This window comes from Limosilactobacillus agrestis (genome assembly GCF_014145585.1).
Taxonomy (GTDB): domain Bacteria; phylum Bacillota; class Bacilli; order Lactobacillales; family Lactobacillaceae; genus Limosilactobacillus; species Limosilactobacillus agrestis.
The window spans coordinates 38,156-54,518 of sequence record NZ_JACIVF010000053.1; the positions used below are offsets into that span (position 1 = coordinate 38,156).

Annotated in this window: 18 protein-coding genes; 15 read left to right on the plus strand and 3 right to left on the minus strand. The window is 39.4% G+C overall.

Annotated elements, in window-relative coordinates; genetic code table 11:
* The first annotated feature begins 29 nt into the window (after positions 1-29).
* From dapD to H5R88_RS04675, 11 genes are all read left to right on the plus strand, one after another.
* Positions 30-740: a 2,3,4,5-tetrahydropyridine-2,6-dicarboxylate N-acetyltransferase gene (gene dapD / locus H5R88_RS04625; protein WP_182578205.1), complete on the plus strand. Its 711-nt coding sequence runs from the start codon at positions 30-32 to the stop codon at positions 738-740.
* 10 nt (positions 741-750) lie between these two features.
* A complete protein-coding gene (locus H5R88_RS04630; RefSeq protein WP_182600379.1) occupies positions 751-1,896 on the plus strand; it encodes an N-acetyldiaminopimelate deacetylase in 1,146 nt (381 codons plus the stop codon).
* A gap of 49 nt (positions 1,897-1,945) precedes the next feature.
* A complete protein-coding gene (gene dapA / locus H5R88_RS04635; RefSeq protein ID WP_182600380.1) occupies positions 1,946-2,869 on the plus strand; it encodes a 4-hydroxy-tetrahydrodipicolinate synthase in 924 nt (307 codons plus the stop codon).
* 3 nt (positions 2,870-2,872) lie between these two features.
* Positions 2,873-3,652: a 4-hydroxy-tetrahydrodipicolinate reductase gene (gene dapB, locus H5R88_RS04640; protein WP_182578208.1), complete on the plus strand. Its 780-nt coding sequence runs from the start codon at positions 2,873-2,875 to the stop codon at positions 3,650-3,652.
* A 12-nt stretch (positions 3,653-3,664) separates the two neighbouring features.
* On the plus strand, positions 3,665-4,849 hold the full coding sequence (locus H5R88_RS04645) for an aminotransferase class I/II-fold pyridoxal phosphate-dependent enzyme (RefSeq protein WP_182578209.1): 1,185 nt from the start codon (positions 3,665-3,667) through the stop codon (positions 4,847-4,849).
* Positions 4,850-4,868: 19 nt separating this feature from the next.
* A complete protein-coding gene (locus tag H5R88_RS04650) occupies positions 4,869-5,927 on the plus strand; it encodes an aspartate-semialdehyde dehydrogenase (RefSeq protein WP_182578210.1) in 1,059 nt (352 codons plus the stop codon).
* A 78-nt stretch (positions 5,928-6,005) separates the two neighbouring features.
* Positions 6,006-7,157, plus strand: a complete 1,152-nt coding sequence (locus H5R88_RS04655; protein WP_182600381.1) for a glycerate kinase family protein — start codon at positions 6,006-6,008, stop codon at positions 7,155-7,157.
* 289 nt (positions 7,158-7,446) lie between these two features.
* Positions 7,447-7,797 carry a hypothetical protein gene (locus tag H5R88_RS04660; RefSeq protein WP_182578211.1) on the plus strand — a complete coding sequence of 117 codons (351 nt, stop codon included), beginning with the start codon at positions 7,447-7,449 and terminating at the stop codon, positions 7,795-7,797.
* Positions 7,790-8,086, plus strand: coding sequence for a hypothetical protein (locus H5R88_RS04665; protein ID WP_182578212.1), 297 nt, complete (start codon positions 7,790-7,792; stop codon positions 8,084-8,086). Before H5R88_RS04660 ends, H5R88_RS04665 begins: the two co-directional genes overlap by 8 nt.
* A 167-nt stretch (positions 8,087-8,253) precedes the next feature.
* Positions 8,254-9,627: a C40 family peptidase gene (locus tag H5R88_RS04670; protein WP_182600382.1), complete on the plus strand. Its 1,374-nt coding sequence runs from the start codon at positions 8,254-8,256 to the stop codon at positions 9,625-9,627.
* A gap of 151 nt (positions 9,628-9,778) precedes the next feature.
* Positions 9,779-9,982: a hypothetical protein gene (locus tag H5R88_RS04675; RefSeq protein WP_003666801.1), complete on the plus strand. Its 204-nt coding sequence runs from the start codon at positions 9,779-9,781 to the stop codon at positions 9,980-9,982.
* 72 nt (positions 9,983-10,054) lie between these two features.
* Here the strand turns inward: H5R88_RS04675 and H5R88_RS04680 are convergent, their stop codons facing one another.
* Together H5R88_RS04680 and H5R88_RS04685 are read right to left on the minus strand one after the other, a co-directional pair.
* On the minus strand, positions 10,055-11,002 hold the full coding sequence (locus tag H5R88_RS04680) for a diacylglycerol/lipid kinase family protein (protein WP_182600383.1): 948 nt from the start codon (positions 11,000-11,002) through the stop codon (positions 10,055-10,057).
* A gap of 140 nt (positions 11,003-11,142) precedes the next feature.
* Positions 11,143-11,355: a DNA-directed RNA polymerase subunit epsilon gene (locus H5R88_RS04685; protein ID WP_182578215.1), complete on the minus strand. Its 213-nt coding sequence runs from the start codon at positions 11,353-11,355 to the stop codon at positions 11,143-11,145.
* A 134-nt stretch (positions 11,356-11,489) separates the two neighbouring features.
* Here H5R88_RS04685 and H5R88_RS04690 point away from each other — a divergent pair, with 134 nt between their 5' ends.
* Positions 11,490-11,966, plus strand: coding sequence for a hypothetical protein (locus H5R88_RS04690; protein WP_182600384.1), 477 nt, complete (start codon positions 11,490-11,492; stop codon positions 11,964-11,966).
* A gap of 128 nt (positions 11,967-12,094) precedes the next feature.
* On the opposite strand, the gene def is transcribed toward H5R88_RS04690, so the two are convergent.
* The gene (gene def, locus H5R88_RS04695) at positions 12,095-12,655 is read right to left on the minus strand and encodes a peptide deformylase (RefSeq protein WP_182578217.1); all 561 of its coding nucleotides are present in this window, start codon (positions 12,653-12,655) and stop codon (positions 12,095-12,097) included.
* A 255-nt stretch (positions 12,656-12,910) separates the two neighbouring features.
* On the opposite strand from def, the gene pdhA reads away from it, so the two are divergent.
* The 3 genes from pdhA to H5R88_RS04710 are packed head-to-tail and all read left to right on the plus strand — an operon-like array spanning position 12,911 to position 16,362.
* On the plus strand, positions 12,911-14,017 hold the full coding sequence (gene pdhA, locus H5R88_RS04700; protein WP_182578218.1) for a pyruvate dehydrogenase (acetyl-transferring) E1 component subunit alpha: 1,107 nt from the start codon (positions 12,911-12,913) through the stop codon (positions 14,015-14,017).
* A 2-nt stretch (positions 14,018-14,019) separates the two neighbouring features.
* Positions 14,020-14,997, plus strand: a complete 978-nt coding sequence (locus H5R88_RS04705) for an alpha-ketoacid dehydrogenase subunit beta (protein WP_003674377.1) — start codon at positions 14,020-14,022, stop codon at positions 14,995-14,997.
* A gap of 30 nt (positions 14,998-15,027) precedes the next feature.
* Positions 15,028-16,362 (plus strand): 2-oxo acid dehydrogenase subunit E2, encoded by a 1,335-nt coding sequence (locus H5R88_RS04710; protein WP_182600385.1) that lies wholly within the window; start codon positions 15,028-15,030, stop codon positions 16,360-16,362.
* The last annotated feature ends 1 nt before the right edge of the window (position 16,363 follow it).

Genomic DNA, 16,363 nt, shown 5'->3' on the forward strand with positions numbered 1-16,363 from the left:
TATATAAAGGAAGAAAGAGGTAAACAATTATGGCTGAATTAGATGCACAAACAATCATTAACTACATTAGTAACGCACCCAAGAAGACACCGGTAAAGGTCTATCTAAAAGGAGATCTGGGTGATTTAGAATTTCCCGCAGAAGTCGAAACCTTTCTTGAACCGCATACAGGTGTTATTTTCGGTGATTGGACAATTATTGAACCGTTATTAAAGGAATACAGTTCAGCAATTGAATCTTACCACGTGGAAAACGATGCGCGTAATTCAGCAGTTCCTTTGCTCGATTTGAAGAATATTAATGCCCGGATTGAGCCTGGTGCAATTATTCGCGATAAAGTTCTTATTGGTGACAATGCTGTCATTATGATGGGCGCAACGATTAATATCGGTGCTGAAATTGGTGCTGATTCAATGATTGATATGGGGGCAGTTCTTGGTGGCCGTGCAATTGTTGGTCGCCACTGTCATATTGGAGCTGGTACTGTCTTAGCTGGAGTTGTTGAACCGGCTTCAGCTGAACCAGTCCGCATCGATGACAATGTAATGATTGGCGCCAATGCGGTTGTAATTGAAGGAGTGCATGTCGGGGAAGGTGCTGTAATTGCTGCCGGTGCTGTAGTTACCCATGATGTAGCTCCACATACAATGGTTGCGGGAGTTCCTGCTAAGTTTATTAAGAATGTTGATGATCAAACTGCTGGTAAAACTGAATTAGAGGACGATTTACGGAAACTTTAGGAGGGTGAAGATGTTAACAGAAGAAGAATTAATTCAAATTCGTCGCCACCTTCACCAAATTCCGGAACTGGCTCTCCAAGAATTTGAAACCCACCAATACCTTGCCGATACAATCGCTAGTTTCAACCAAGCCTTTTTAGAAGTTCGTACTTTTAAGGAATTACCAACTGCCCTCATGGTGTTAGTTCATGGTCAGAATCCGCAACGAACAATTGGGTACCGAACAGACATCGATGCTTTACCAGTTGAAGAACAAACAGGTTTGCCATATTCATCAACTCACCCGGGAGTAATGCACGCCTGTGGTCATGATATCCATATGACAGTTGCATTAGGTGTATTGAATTATTTTAGTGAACACCAGCCGCAAGATAATTTACTGTTTTTCTTCCAACCGGCCGAAGAAAGCGAAAATGGTGGAAAACGGGCATATGAACTGGGATTGTTTAGTGGAAAGTGGAAACCAGATGAATTTTATGGTTTGCATGATAATCCGGATTTACCAGCGGGGACAATTGGCTGTCGGATGGGGACCTTATTTGCGGGAACCACAGAAGTCAATATTGACCTTAATGGGAAAGGGGGTCATGCGGCTTATCCCCAGGATGCTAATGATACAGTCGTGGCCGCAGCAGCCTTGATTCTTCAAGTGCAGACTGTGATTTCGCGGAGTATCGATCCTATTCAAAGTGGTGTAATTACCTTAGGAAAGATTGACGGCGGGACGATTCGAAATGTTATTGCTGGACATACGCGAATTGAAGGAACGATTCGTGGATTAACGCAGACCATGATTGAAACCATTGATGACCGCTTGAAGGATATATGTGAAGGAATTGGACGTAGTTTTAACATGGATATTATCCTTAACTTAAATCAAGGTGGTTATTGGCCAGTAGAAAACAATCCGGAATTAACAAAACGGTTTATCCATTATATGGAAGAAACACCAACTGTAAACTTTATAGAAACAGAGCCAGCAATGACTGGAGAAGATTTTGGCTACTTACTGGCTAAATTTCCAGGAACCATGTTTTGGCTTGGGGTTGAAGATGATTCACAATTACATTCGGCCACCCTTACCCCCAATGAAAAAGCAATTAAACGGGGAGTGGATGCAATTACTGGTTTTCTTGAATATCGGATGCAAAATTAATAGGGAATAAGTACAAAATTAATAGGGAATAAGTAATGGAGGAAATAATATGACATTATTACAAAATGCAGACTTAATGACAGCGATTGTAACTCCCTTTGATGATGAGGGAAACATTGATTATGGTCGTTTAGAGGATTTAACAAATTACTTAATTGAACATGGGAGCAACGGCTTTGTTATTGGAGGGACTACGGGGGAAACGCCAGAACTTACTCATGATGAAAAAATTGAGCTATACCGGCATTTCGGTGAAATTGTAAACGGACGGGTTCCTGTTATTGCCGGAACTGGAAGTAATAATACTAAGGAAACGATTGCCTTTACTAATGAAGTTGGGCAAATTAACGGTATCGATTATGCCCTTGTTGTTGTTCCTCCTTATAACAAACCTAACCAACGGGGAATGGTTGCTCATTTCACAGCAGTTGCGGATAATGTTGACCTTCCAATCATCATTTACAACATTCCTGGTCGTACAGGGGTAAAGATGGCTCAGGAAACCGTAGTAGAATTGTCTCACCATCAAAATATTACTGCTGTAAAACAATGTACCTCTCTGGAAGAACTTGAATACATTGTTGAACACCGCGACCCTGATTTTGCAGTTTTCACGGGTGAAGATGCTCAAGCTTTAACTGCCCGGGTTTTAGGCGCAAATGGAGTTATCTCAGTGGCTTCTCACGTTTATGTCGATCAAATGCGCCAAATGTATGATTCATTATACCGGGGCGATTATCAAGCTGCTGGTAGGTTGCAACGGTGGTTAACTCCCCGAATGGCCGCTTTGTTTATGTTTCCATCACCATCACCAGTTAAAGCGGTTTTAAATGCGCAAGGGTTTAACGTTGGTGGCTGCCGTTTACCAATTCTTCCATTAAATGAAGAAGAAAAACGCGAATTAGAGGCTGCTTTAGCATTACCTACTAATTCGCTGACTACCAAGAACTTACCTTTAAATTTGGGGGAATAAAGTATGAAAAAAATTTTAATCGCTGGTGCTACTGGAGCAATGGGACAAAAAGCTGTTGACCTAGTAAACTCGCTTGATGGATTTGAAATTACCGCTGCCCTTGCACCAACCTTAACAAAAGAGAATATGACTGATTTCCATCTTGCATCATCTGTCCATCCTTATCAAACTTTGGATGAAATTGAAGATGGGGTTGCTGATATTTGGATTGATTTCACCTTGCCGAGTGCCGTTTATCAGAATGTTAGGTTTGCACTTGAACACGGAATGAGGCCGATTGTTGGAACAACCGGCTTAACCGATGAACAACAAGCAGACTTGGTGCGTCTCAGTGAAGAAAAACAAGTGGGTGGATTGATCGCTGCTAATTTTGGGATGTCGGCAGTTCTTCTTATGAAATTTGCTCAGGAAGCGGCTAAATATTTCCCGGACGTTGAAATTATTGAAATGCATCATGGCGATAAGAAGGATGCCCCATCGGGAACGGCCTTGAGTACCGCAAAGTTGATCGATCAAGTTCGTCCCGCCCATGAGACGAATCCCGATGAAACAGAGAGTTTAACTGGTGCTCGAGGTGGCGACTACCATGGTATTAAGATTCATTCTGTTCGGCTTCCAGGGTACATTGCTCATGAACAAGTTCTCTTTGGTGGTGATGGCGAGGCCCTGACTATCCGCCAAGATTCATTTGACCGTCAATCTTTCATGAATGGGGTTAAGGTTGCTCTGGAAAAGGTTGACGGATTATCAAAATTAGTAATTGGCTTAGAAAATATTTTATAAGAGGGTGAAAGAATGCCAAGACTTCATGCTGAATTAGCAACTACCGTAAATAGTCATTTGGCAGCTGTTCCGCCAGCCCAGATTCGCGCATTTGATGAAGAAATTTCTGACGTTCCTGGATTAGTAAAATTAACACTTGGGGAACCGGACTTTGCTGTGCCAGATCACGTTAAAAAGGCAGCAATCGAAAGTATTCAAAATGATGATTCTCACTATTCACCAAGTAAGGGTAAAATCGAATTACGCAAAGCGATTAGTAAATATCTTAAGCAAAGCCGTCATGTTTACTATGATCCTGAAACCGAAATTGTAGTCACGATTGGGGCAACAGAAGCGGTAACCGCGACAACATTTGCGATGCTAAATCAGGGAGATAAAGTAATTATTCCCACTCCAGCATTTTCGCTATACTTCCCGAGTGTTTCCCTAACTGGTGCTGAACCGATCAAAGTTAGCACTGCTGATGATGGCTTTTTGCTATCTGCTGAAAGACTAGAAGAGGTATTAGCAAAAGAGGGGCCTGCAGTAAAGGCCGTTCTCTTAAATTATCCTAATAATCCAACTGGCCGTTCATACACTGAAGAAGAACTAGAAGCATTAGCTAAAGTAATTGAAGAACACCATATCTATGCGATTGTTGATGAGATTTATAGTTCATTGATGTATGATCAACCGTTTCATTCACTTGCAACGCTTTTGCCTGAGCAGACAATCTTGATTAGTGGTTTATCAAAATCACATGCAATGACAGGTTATCGTGTGGGATATGTGGCCGGGCCAGCAGAATTCATTTCAATGATGTCAAAGATGCATTCATTTATGGTAACGTGCCCGAATGATACTGCTCAAGCGGCTGCGATTGAAGCATTAGAAAATGGGGATGATGATCCGCAAAAATTTAAGCAGGCCTACCGTCAACGGAGAGATAAACTTGCGAGTGCAATGCGAAAGATGGGCTTTGAAATTGCATTGCCAGATGGAGCATTTTATATTTTTGCTAAAATCCCTGCTCAATTTGGGAAGGATGATCTTGCCTTTGCTCGTAAACTAGCCCACGAAGCGAAAGTTGGCGTAATTCCTGGAAATGCATTTGGCCCTGGTGGAGAAGGATATATTCGTTTATCATATGCAGCGGCAGATTCTGCTATTGATACGGTGATTGAACGGTTACAAAATTTTATGAATAATTTAGGATAGGTTGAAAGAAGGAACTAAGATGAGTAAAGAATATAATGTCGCAATTTTAGGTGCTACTGGTGCAGTGGGTACACGGATGATTCAGCAATTGGAACAATCAACAATTCCGGTAAAAAGTGTGAAATTACTGGCATCTGCCAAGTCAGCTGGTAAGCAATTATCATTTAAAGGCCAACCAATTACTGTTGAGGAAACGACACCTGATTCTTTTGATGGAATTGATATTGTACTTTCATCCGCTGGTGGATCAGTATCAAAAAAGTTCCTTCCAGAAGCAGTAAAGCGGGGAGCAGTTTGCGTTGATAATACTAGTGCTTTTCGGATGGAACCCGATGTACCCCTAGTAGTTCCAGAAGTAAATGAAGAGGTATTAAAAGATCATCATGGAATTGTTGCTAATCCTAACTGTTCAACGATCCAAATGGTAGTAGCTCTTGAACCAATCCGCCAAGCATTTGGATTGAATCAAATTATTGTTTCAACTTACCAGGCAGCTTCAGGAGCAGGCCAATCAGCTTTAAATGAATTGCGACAAGAAACTCAAGACTATCTTGAGGGTAAAGACATGCAAGCAGATGCAAAGATTTTGCCAACAAAGGGTGACAAGAAGCATTATCCATTAGCCTTTAATTTATTGCCTCAGATCGATGTCTTTGAAGATAATGGTTACTCCCATGAAGAATGGAAGATGATCCACGAAACAAAGAAGATCATGTTAAACGATATGGACGCTAAGGATATTAAGGTTACTGCCACTTGTGTTCGTGTACCGGTTCCAATTGCTCATGGAGAATCAATTTACTTTACGGTTGATGATCCGACAGTAACTGTTGACCAATTACGGGCAGTATTAAAGGACGCTCCCGGGGTAGTTCTGCAGGATGATCCTGCGCACCAGATTTATCCTCAACCAATTAATGCGGTTGGTAAGCGTGATACGTTTGTTGGTCGGCTCCGTGCAGATGAAGAAAATCCTGGTTCCTTTAATATGTGGGTTGTTGCTGATAATCTCCTTAAGGGGGCTGCCTGGAACACTGTTGAAAATGCAGAACGGTTAGTTGCAAATGGGTTAGTTTAAAATTTTATATCATACAAAAAATACTCTCTAAATATAGGGAGTATTTTTTGTATGATATAAATGAAAGGATGATCAGTGATGAAAGTTGTAATTGCACCAGATTCATTTAAAGGTGGATTAACAGCAAAAGAAGCAGCAAATGTGATGGCAGAAGGAATCAAAAGAATTTTTCCTAGTGCTGAGTATGTTTTAGTCCCAATGGCTGATGGAGGAGAGGGGACTGTTCAATCCTTAGTTGATGCGACTAACGGTCAAAAAATGATTGCTAAAGTCCACAACCCATTAAATAAATCAGTTAATGCTGAGTATGGGATATTAGGTAATGGGGAAACAGCAGTGATTGAAATGGCGGCAGCAAGTGGACTTCAATTTGTTAATAAGGAGACTGCGAACCCGCTTATTACAACTACATATGGTACCGGTGAGTTAATTAAGGATGCTCTTAACCATAATGTTAAAAAAATAATTATTGGCATTGGCGGAAGTGCAACTGTTGATGGTGGAGCTGGAATGGCCCAAGCACTTGGAGCACGTTTATTGGATGCTGATAATCATGAAATTGATTTAGGCGGCGGTGCGTTAGCAAGTTTAAATCAAATCGATTTTAGAGGCTTAGATCCCCGATTAAAAAAAGTGAATATCCAAATTGCATCAGACGTTACCAACCCATTAACAGGAAAAGATGGGGCAGCACCAGTATTTGGTCCTCAAAAGGGTGCTGATGAAGAAATGGTTAATCTCTTGGACAAAAATCTTCATCATTATGCACGAAAAATAGTTGCAGCTGGTGGGCCAGACGTTGAACAAACAGCAGGGGCTGGGGCAGCCGGTGGTTTAGGAGCCGGATTAATAGCTTTTACCGGTGCGACAATGAAGCGAGGAGTAGAGTTAGTGATTGAAGCAACGCAACTACGAAAAAAAGCAGTTGGTGCTGATTATGTTTTTACCGGTGAAGGAGGAATTGACTTCCAGACTAAATTTGGTAAAACTCCCTATGGTGTCGCTAAGGCAACTAAAGAGGTGGCTCCTAATGCTCCGGTAGTTGTGTTGGCTGGAAATATTGGAAAGGGTGTAAATGATCTATATTCATCCACGGCCATTGATGCAATTTTTGCTACTCCTGAAGGGGCTAAACCATTAAAAACAGCATTAGCCGATGCACCTATTGATATTGCTCAAACAGCCGAAAACGTTGCGCGTTTAATTAAAGTGAGTCATGTTAATAATTAAGAATTAAAAGAGAGTGGGGAATAACCTTCTTGACAAGGTGGTAGGCTAAGCTAGAACGATAGTTAACATGATACGATCTGATATTGTTCGTACTTAGGCACGAGTTTTGTGGCGACGCGAAGCTAATTCCACGTTATTTTGATATTGTTCGTGAAAGCAGTTGAGGCTGAGAGAAAACTTTTGTTTTCTCTCAGCCTCTTTCCTACGATTAGTCAAGAAAAATTACTGGCTTGGCTTAGCCATATAAAGACCGTATAATGAATTGGAAGATGACCAAGGAGAAATTAAAATGGAAGATAATAAATATCAATATGATGAAAACGGCTTTCGTAAAGATCTAAAAGATGATCCAGATGTGCTGCATCAACCAGATGCTGACCGTACACAGCGGAATTTAGTAACTCTTGACTATGATGAGACGATGGCATTTCTTAATGGTGAAAAAGAGGTTAAAACCGTTTATGACTTTTCAGATGACGTTTTGAAAAAAATAAAGGAAAAATATCCGACGCTAAATGATACGCCAATCAATAAAGTAATCATGGAAAAGTATCAGCAAATTTTATCTGCTCGATATAATGAATCACAAACAAATAATAAGACGATTCATGCCGATGATAGTGAGGAGATCAATGAATAGTTTAATAACTTTTATTATTTCAATTGCCTTTTTAGGACTGGTAATCTGGGAAAATCGTTTGCATAGTCAACTTGGATTTTTGGCAAGGCAACGGCCAGATAAAGTTACGAAGGATTTTATCCGGGTAATTCGGCAAGAGAAACGGTTAAATTGGGTTTTATGTATTCTAGCAATTATTGTTTTTATGACAACCAGTCGTTACTCGGTCCTATTAATGAGTATTATTACAATTATTGAATTATTATTAGTGACCCGCATGGATCATGTAAAAAATGAAATGGCAGATTAAATAATTATAATAGTTAATATTTTAAGAAAGAGTAACGTTTTTTAAGAAGCATCTAATAATTGCTATACGCATTTAAAAATTAATGGTAAAGTTAAAAATGTGTATTTCACTAATTTATTATTATTTGTTTATTTTTTAGGAATTTATTGGGAGGGTGTTTTATTTATATGACTAAAAAAAGAACACATCATTCAAAAAACTATCAAGCTCGTGGTGCTTTTGCGGGAGCGGTTAGTGCCTTAAGTTTATTAGCAATAACGACGCAAACAGTTAATGCTGAACAGCTTACTGTGAAGGCTGGTGACACTATTTGGGGGCTTGCCAAACAACATGGGCTCTCTGTTAGTGCATTAGAACAAGCAAATCCTTCAGTAAAAAAGTTAAATGATAGTGTCGATTTAATTACTGTTGGTCAACAATTAACCTTGCCGACTATTCAGCATGACGCTAGCGCAGATTTAAATGCTGATGGGAGCTATACTGTGAAGGCTGGCGATACACTTAGCTCTATTGCTGATCGTTATAATGTAACTGTTAGTCAATTAATGGTATGGAATAACTTAAGTACTGGTGACTCATTATATATCGGGCAACGACTCAGTGTAACAGGTCCGTCAATTTCAACTACTAATACATCGATCCACCAACCGGTTGCTCAATCAACAGATACAACTTCAACGGCGCAGGTACAGGCTTCAGCGGTTACAGCTATTTCCGTACCTCAACAAGATACGACGAGTAATCAGACGATCCCACAAGAAACACCTGCTTCAAGTGCAGCTCAACAGGTTTCGACTGCTTCAACAGTAGCTACCCCTAGTCAAAGTGCAACTAATAGTAGTGCGGCTATTGTAAATAATGCAACTTCGGCTTCATCTGTTGTAACAGCCGCAACACCTGTTAATAGTGCAGCAACTACAACAGGTGTTGTCCAATCTGCTGCAGCTAATAATGTTCAGGCTACTTCAACGGCCGCTTTATATGGACAACAATCATTTGGTCAAACGGCTCCAGTAGCAAGTCAAGCTTCACAGTCCCAAACTGCACCAGCTTCACAAGCAACTGTTGCTGTGCAAAATAATGTTGCCACTCCACAAACCCAACAACCACAACAATCACAAGCAGCTGTTAGTCAACCTGCACAACAGGCAACAACGACTGCTAGCCAAGATTTACAACATGGTTCTGTAGTTAGTCTTGCTACTAAGATTGCTAACTCTAATAGCGTTCCGTACGTATGGGGTGGTGAAAGCCTTAGTGGAATGGATTGTTCTGGATTAGTTAAGTATGTTTATGCTAATGCGGAAGGTAAGCAATTACCACACTATACAGGAGCACTTGAAAATTGTGTTGATCAACATCCAGTTAGTGAAGCTAAGCCCGGTGATCTTTTATTCTGGGGTAACCATGGTTCAACTTACCATACTGCAATTTATACTGGTAATAACCAGTATGTTGCTGCTGCTAAACCAGGTACTAATGTTGCAACTTACACGATTAGTCCATATTTTAATCCAAGTTTTGCCGGAACAGTTAAATAGTTCTGATAAATTATTAGAGCTTTTTCATTAGATAGTAACAAAGATGTAACCTAAAAAGGGTTAACATTCTTCTATGCTCGTGTTATCTTACTTATATTGCAATTCCAGTATTGCTCTAAAAATATTTCACATTTATTGGGGAGTGTTAAATATGAGTAACAAACATGAAATTGAGGAAGATTTATACCGTGCACAGTCTCGATTAGACGATTTATGTAAACAAGAGGGACAGGAAAGTACGGGTACCCAGACTGTTACTATTCAACCAAAGTACGGTGAAGAGATGCAATCGTTACGGGAAGAATGCAGTCAGTTACGGATTATTTTAGAAGCGATGGAAGCTTCTGAGGATTAATAAAAGAAAAGTTTTAACCAAAAAAGCAGTAAGGTTGAGAGAAATTTCTCTTTTAGCCTTACTGCTTTTAACTTAATTTTCTGTTATTTGCCAAATTGGATATTGGCTAATGTCTAGGGAGAGGTCAAAAAAGCGATTACCTATCTCTTCACCATCAGTTTGACTAAATTCTAGTGAAGTAGTTGTAATGTGGAGCTTATCACTTTGGAAGTGATGGGCAAACTTTGATTGATCTAACTTGCCCCGTACTAACTGAAGTAATTGCCAGATTGTCATTGGCCAACTTTTTCGCTCAGCTACGACTAATTCCAAAGAGGGCTTCTTTAATGAAGCATTTGGTGCGATCTTAAATCCACCGCCGATAAAGGGATGATTACTGGTAATTGCAATATAAGCTTTAGGGAAAATAAAGCGTTCGTGCTCAGATTGAATCATTAGAGCAAAAGGCTCTTGATCATATATTACTCCAATTGCTTTTTGGAGGTAGGTAAAACGACCAATATGGTTTTTCTTGTGATGAGCCTTGAATGTATTAGCACGACTAACGATCGCCGCGTCAAAACCAATTCCTAAATTATTAAGAAAATAGCCATCTTCACTCCGAATTGCCTCATAATAGTGGCCAATGTTAATTTTTTGTGGTTTGCTGGCAGTTAAAATTTGATTTAATGCTTTTTGGGGATGCATAGAAATCCCATAACCGCGTGCAAAGTCATTTCCTGTTCCAGCAGGAATATATCCAACAGCAAGTGGTTCTTTATTCAATCGCTTGGCCGTCTTCATAAGTCCATTAACGACTTGATGTAAGGTACCATCACCACCAATCGCAATGACAATTGTTGATCCTGCATTATGAGATTGAGCAATCTGACTGGCAAGATATTCTCCATGATTAGGATACTTAGTTGTTTCCATATGATAATCAATTTGTTGTTGATCTAGGATCGGTTTAATTGACGACCATGCCTTTTCTGCATTGCCATTACCGGCATAACGGTTGAGGATGATTGAATAATTCATCAATATTCCTCCTTTGAATAGTGCCAAAAATCAAAAATACTTATATTCTAATAGTTAATTCAATATTTTCTAGTGTTCATAAGAAATTGGAGGCTGAGAAAAACAAGCGTTTTTCTCAGCCTCTGTTAATGATTAAAAGCTTAGAACGTCGTCAACTTAAAATTGGGATTTTGCTTTTCGTAAGCAAGTGCCTTTTCATCAAGTTGTTCTACAAATTCAATATTGTAGTCCGTGTTTTGTTCAACCATTAAAAGTGCTTCAGCTTCTGAATCAGCTTCAAGATACAATGATTGAGTATTTTCACGAACCGGACGTTTTGCTTTATCAGCTTGGTAGTATACTTTAAAAGTCATACTGTTAAAACTCCTTAATTAAAGATATTATGCAGTAATTTACCTTATTATTCTATCACAGATGACCAAAAGTGTCTTAACTTTTCCTAACATGGTATTATTAAATAAAGGTAAAGGTCAAAAAGGTGGTAGTCATGGTTATATTTTTAATCTGTATTGCAGCAGCAATAATTGTTATTGCTCTTTATTTAATGATTCATCGAGTATTTCTTAAGCGAGCAACGCTAATGGTACAAAAAAATGCTCAAGATGTTACTGATGTAGCGTTAAATACTAGTTTAAAAAAATTGTTACATTGGGATAAAGATCTAAATTCACAAATTGTGGCTGATGTGTGGGGAAAAGGTGTGCTTGCTTTCGAATATCATTTTGATTATAAAAAAGAAAATATTAATCTGGATGATTTCACACGCCAAAAACTGGCAGTAAAACTTGATGAATATGCAAAAGAACATCATTTAAAGATGGCTCCTAAGGCCTCGCAACCGTTTGTTATAACCGATTGGTGGAAATATGAAGGAATTTTGCACATTGATATTGCGTATTTAATAAATGAAGCAACTGTTGAGTACATTGAAGATTTAAAAAAGTTAAAACTAAATAGTAATTAGTAAAAGTGAGAGCAGAAAACAACTTTATTGACAAGGTAGTTGGTTCCTACATTATCTTGCGATTGCTTGTGAAAAGAGTAGAGGCTGAGAAAAAAGTAAAATTTTTCTCAGCCTCCTTATTTTTTAAATTAACTAATCATTACTGTATCTGCAGGTGCTTCAAATGGTTGATCTTTATTAATGTGGTCATAAAAAAGTACCCCATGTAGATGGTCAATTTCATGCTGGCAAACAATTGCTGGATAATGCTTTAATCGTACCTTATGAGTTTCACCATTAACATCTTGATAACGTAATGTGATGCGATCGTGTCGTGGTACGTAGCCAGGTACGTCTTTATCAACTGAAAGACACCCTTCCCCTTCAGTAAGAGCACCATATTGAACCGATTCACTAACGATTACTGGATTAATAATAACATCCTTAAATAAGGGCTTTTCACCTTCAGTAGGCGCTGGAACGAGGACAGCAGCCATTTGTTTTGAAACACCAACTTGAGGAGCAGCAAGGCCAACTCCAGCTCGTAACTTATATTTTTCACATAATTCAGGATCTTGACTCACTTCTAAGTATTGCATCATATCCTTAGCTAATTTTTGGTCTTCATCAGATAGGGGAAATGAGACCTTAGCAGCCCGTTTGCGTAGAACAGGATTGCCATCACGGGTAATATCTTTCATTAAATACATTACTCACTATGCCTCCATATAAAAATTCAGTCATACTATAGTCTATCATAACTATTTAAAATTGCTAATGAATATAAGTAGAATCACTCGTTGACTATCAATTTTAAGAACGGAACCTTCAATTGAACCATTTTAATAATTTTGTTTATTAAGCTTGTGGAAGCGCTTGTATTATTTAAGTAATCAGTTATACTATAAGTATAGGTAAGCAATCGCTTACATGATGTTAATTGGATTTGGAAAGGAATGTTGAATATGGCCAATACCAAAGCTGTCGATTTTGCTGAGATTAAAGCCAATGAAGGGGTACCTTATGCAAAACCCGTACAAATTCTTGATAATGACGGAAATGTTGTTAATGAAGAATTAATGGCTAATTTCAGTGATGAATTATTAGTTGACCTAATGAAAAAAATGGTTTGGGAACGTGCCTTGCATGAACAAACAATGAGTTTCTCAAAGCAAGGTCGATTAGGCTTCTATGCTCCAACTTGGGGTGAAGAGGCTTCTGAAATGGGGACTGCTGCTGCCTTTAAGAAGCAAGACTTCCTTTTCCCTGCTTATCGTGACTTGCCACAATTAATTCAACACGGAGCAACTGTTGCTCAAATGTACCTATGGTCAAAAGGCCACATCAAAGGTAATCTTTTTGATGCACGTGCTCTTCGTCCACAAATCATTATCGGGGCGCAGATGGTCGAAATGGCTGGTGGTGCTCTTGGAATTAAGAAGAATGGTGAAAAGGATACTGTTGCTTATGCTTACACTGGTGAAGGTGGAAGTTCACAAGGAGATACTTATGAAGGGATGAACTTTGCTGGTGCATTTCAAGCTCCTGGTGTATTTATCATTCAAAATAATGGATGGGCTATTTCATTCCCACGAAAGCTACAAACTGAAGCACAAACAATTGCACAAAAGGCAGTTGCTGCCGGTATTCCTGGTGTTCAAGTTGATGGAATGGATGTCCTTGCATGTTATGAAGTTGCCAAGGAAGCCCGTGAATTTGCAGCTGCTGGTAATGGACCAGTTCTAATTGAAACATTAACATACCGGTTCGGTGCGCACAGTTCTGCTGGTGATGATCCTAGTCGTTACCGGACTGAGGATGAAACAAAGCCATGGTTTGATAAAGACCCATTGATTCGTCTCCGCAAGTACTTAACAAAGAAAGGGCTTTGGTCTGAAGAAGAAGAACAAAAGTACGCTGATGAATGCAAACAAAGTTTTAAAGAAGCGATGAAAGAAGCCGATTCAGTAGAACCTGAAAAGGTTAGCGACATGTTGAAGCGGACGTTTGAAGTACCAACGCCAGACATTAAAGAACAAATTAAGAAGTACGAAGAAAAGGAGTCGAAGTAATCATGGCTAAAAAGACTTATATCAAAGCTATTACTGAAGGTATTGACATCGCTTTAGCCGAGGATCCTAAGACTTTAGTATTCGGTGAAGATGTTGGTAAAAATGGTGGTGTTTTCCGTGCCACTAATGGTCTTCAAGAAAAGTATGGTGTTGATCGTGTATTTAGTACCCCCCTTGCTGAATCGGGTATTTTAGGAATGTCAATTGGTTTAGCAGCAACTGGCTGGCGTCCAGTACCAGAAATTCAATTCATGGGCTTTACTTTTGAAGCAATGGATTCTATTGCTGCTCAAATGTCACGGATGCGATTCCAATACAATGGAACTAAGCATGCACCAATTACGATCCGAACTCCTTATGGTGGTGGTACTCATACTGCTGAGTTGCACGGGGATGATCTCGAAAACTTCTTTGTTGGTATTCCGGGATTACGTGTTGTTGCACCAAGTTCTGCTTATGATGCTAAGGGATTGATTATTTCCGCAATTGAAAATAACGATCCAGTTCTCTTCCTTGAAAACCTTCGTCTGTATCGATCAGTCAAAGGCGAAGTTCCTGACGACAAATACACTGTTCCATTGGATAAAGCAAATGTTGTTCAAGAAGGTACTGATGTTACAATTATTGCTTATGGTGGTGAAGTATCTGAAGCGCAAAAAGCTGCTAAGAAGTTAGCTAAGGACAATATTTCTGCTGAGATTATTGACTTACGTTCTCTTTACCCACTCGATACTGATACGATTTTTGAATCTATTAAGAAGACACATCGGGTCGTTATTGTTCAAGAAGCACAAAAGATGGCTGGTGTTGGTGCTCAAGTTGCGTCAGCTATTTCAGAAGGTGCAATTATGTACCTTGATGCTCCTGTTACCCGGGTTGCTGCTCCTAACTCAGTATATCCATTCCCACAGGCTGAAAATGTTTGGCTTCCAGGTGCACGTGATATTGAGGATGCCGTACGAGAAGTAATTAATTACTAAAGTGCGGAATAGAAAGGGTGTTAATACGATATGGCATACATTTTTAGATTACCAGAAATGGGAGAAGGATTAACTGAAGGTGATGTTGCTTCTTGGCTTGTTAAAGAAGGAGAAGCAATTAAAGCTGATGATCCTTTAATTGAAATTCAAACTGACAAGTCAACTACGCAATTGGTATCTCCAGTTGATGGAACTATCAAAAAATTATTTGTAAAAGAAGACGACCATGTTGAAAAGGGCGACAAGCTCGCTGAAATTGATGATGGTAAGCCAGGTATTAGTACAAATGTCGAAAGTGAAGACGATGATGATGAAACTGATACAGGTAGTGAGGAGGCTACTGAGAGTGAAGAATCCACTGCTCCAGCTACAGATTCCCCTTCAGAAGATAATTCTTCAAAGGGTGGAGTGGCTCCCCTTGCAGAACCAAATAAGCTTGTAATGGCAATGCCTTCTGTTCGTCAATATGCCCGTGATAAAGGTGTTGATATCTCACTTGTCCAACCAAGTGGGAATCACGGTCAAGTTCTTAAAGAAGATATTGATAACTTTAATGGGTCAGCTGCTCCAGCTAAGGAAGAAAAGAGTACATCTACGTCAGCTAAGACTGCTCCTGTTGCGGCTAAGACAGCTGGTAATACCATCAAGCCATGGAATGCTGACCTTGAAGAACGTGAACCAATGTCTAACATGCGGAAGATCATCGCTAAGACTACTCGTGAATCAAAGGATATCTCACCACATGTTACGTCATTTGATGAAGTTGAAGTATCTGCTTTAATGGCTAGTCGCAAGAAGTACAAGGCAGTTGCTGCAGAACAAGATATTCATTTAACTTTCTTGCCATACATTATTAAGGCTTTAGTTGCCACATGTAAGAAGTTCCCAGAATTAAATGCTTCAATTGATGATTCTACTCAAGAAATTGTTTACAAGCACTACTACAATGTTGGAATCCTTACTAACACTGACCACGGTCTCTATAATCCAAATATTAAGAATGCAGATTCTAAGAGTATGTTTGAGATTGCTAAGGAAATTACTGAAAATACTCAAGCAGCCTTTGACAACAAGCTAAGTCCAGAATCAATGGCTGGCCGGACTATCAGCATCAGTAATATTGGTTCAATTGGCGGTGGCTGGTTCACCCCTGTTATCAACCAACCAGATGTTGCAATTCTTGGTGTTGGTCGAATTGACAAGGAACCATACGTTAACGAAGATGGTGAAATTGTTGTTGGCCGAATGATGAAGTTATCATTGACTTACGATCACCGTTTAATTGATGGTGGACTTGCACAACATGCATTGAACTACATGAACAAGTTATTACATGATCCAGAATTATTGATGATGGAGGGTTAGA

Bases quoted from the DNA above. Each gene is read 5' to 3' on its own strand.
- dapD (WP_182578205.1), top strand. From the start codon at position 30: ATGGCTGAATTAGATGCACAAACAATCATTAACTACATTAGTAACGCA.
- H5R88_RS04630 (WP_182600379.1), top strand. From the start codon at position 751: ATGTTAACAGAAGAAGAATTAATTCAAATTCGTCGCCACCTTCACCAA.
- dapA (WP_182600380.1), top strand. From the start codon at position 1,946: ATGACATTATTACAAAATGCAGACTTAATGACAGCGATTGTAACTCCC.
- dapB (WP_182578208.1), top strand. From the start codon at position 2,873: ATGAAAAAAATTTTAATCGCTGGTGCTACTGGAGCAATGGGACAAAAA.
- H5R88_RS04645 (WP_182578209.1), top strand. From the start codon at position 3,665: ATGCCAAGACTTCATGCTGAATTAGCAACTACCGTAAATAGTCATTTG.
- H5R88_RS04650 (WP_182578210.1), top strand. From the start codon at position 4,869: ATGAGTAAAGAATATAATGTCGCAATTTTAGGTGCTACTGGTGCAGTG.
- H5R88_RS04655 (WP_182600381.1), top strand. From the start codon at position 6,006: ATGAAAGTTGTAATTGCACCAGATTCATTTAAAGGTGGATTAACAGCA.
- H5R88_RS04660 (WP_182578211.1), top strand. From the start codon at position 7,447: ATGGAAGATAATAAATATCAATATGATGAAAACGGCTTTCGTAAAGAT.
- H5R88_RS04665 (WP_182578212.1), top strand. From the start codon at position 7,790: ATGAATAGTTTAATAACTTTTATTATTTCAATTGCCTTTTTAGGACTG.
- H5R88_RS04670 (WP_182600382.1), top strand. From the start codon at position 8,254: ATGACTAAAAAAAGAACACATCATTCAAAAAACTATCAAGCTCGTGGT.
- H5R88_RS04675 (WP_003666801.1), top strand. From the start codon at position 9,779: ATGAGTAACAAACATGAAATTGAGGAAGATTTATACCGTGCACAGTCT.
- H5R88_RS04680 (WP_182600383.1), bottom strand. From the start codon at position 11,002: ATGAATTATTCAATCATCCTCAACCGTTATGCCGGTAATGGCAATGCA.
- H5R88_RS04685 (WP_182578215.1), bottom strand. From the start codon at position 11,355: ATGACTTTTAAAGTATACTACCAAGCTGATAAAGCAAAACGTCCGGTT.
- H5R88_RS04690 (WP_182600384.1), top strand. From the start codon at position 11,490: ATGGTTATATTTTTAATCTGTATTGCAGCAGCAATAATTGTTATTGCT.
- def (WP_182578217.1), bottom strand. From the start codon at position 12,655: ATGTATTTAATGAAAGATATTACCCGTGATGGCAATCCTGTTCTACGC.
- pdhA (WP_182578218.1), top strand. From the start codon at position 12,911: ATGGCCAATACCAAAGCTGTCGATTTTGCTGAGATTAAAGCCAATGAA.
- H5R88_RS04705 (WP_003674377.1), top strand. From the start codon at position 14,020: ATGGCTAAAAAGACTTATATCAAAGCTATTACTGAAGGTATTGACATC.
- H5R88_RS04710 (WP_182600385.1), top strand. From the start codon at position 15,028: ATGGCATACATTTTTAGATTACCAGAAATGGGAGAAGGATTAACTGAA.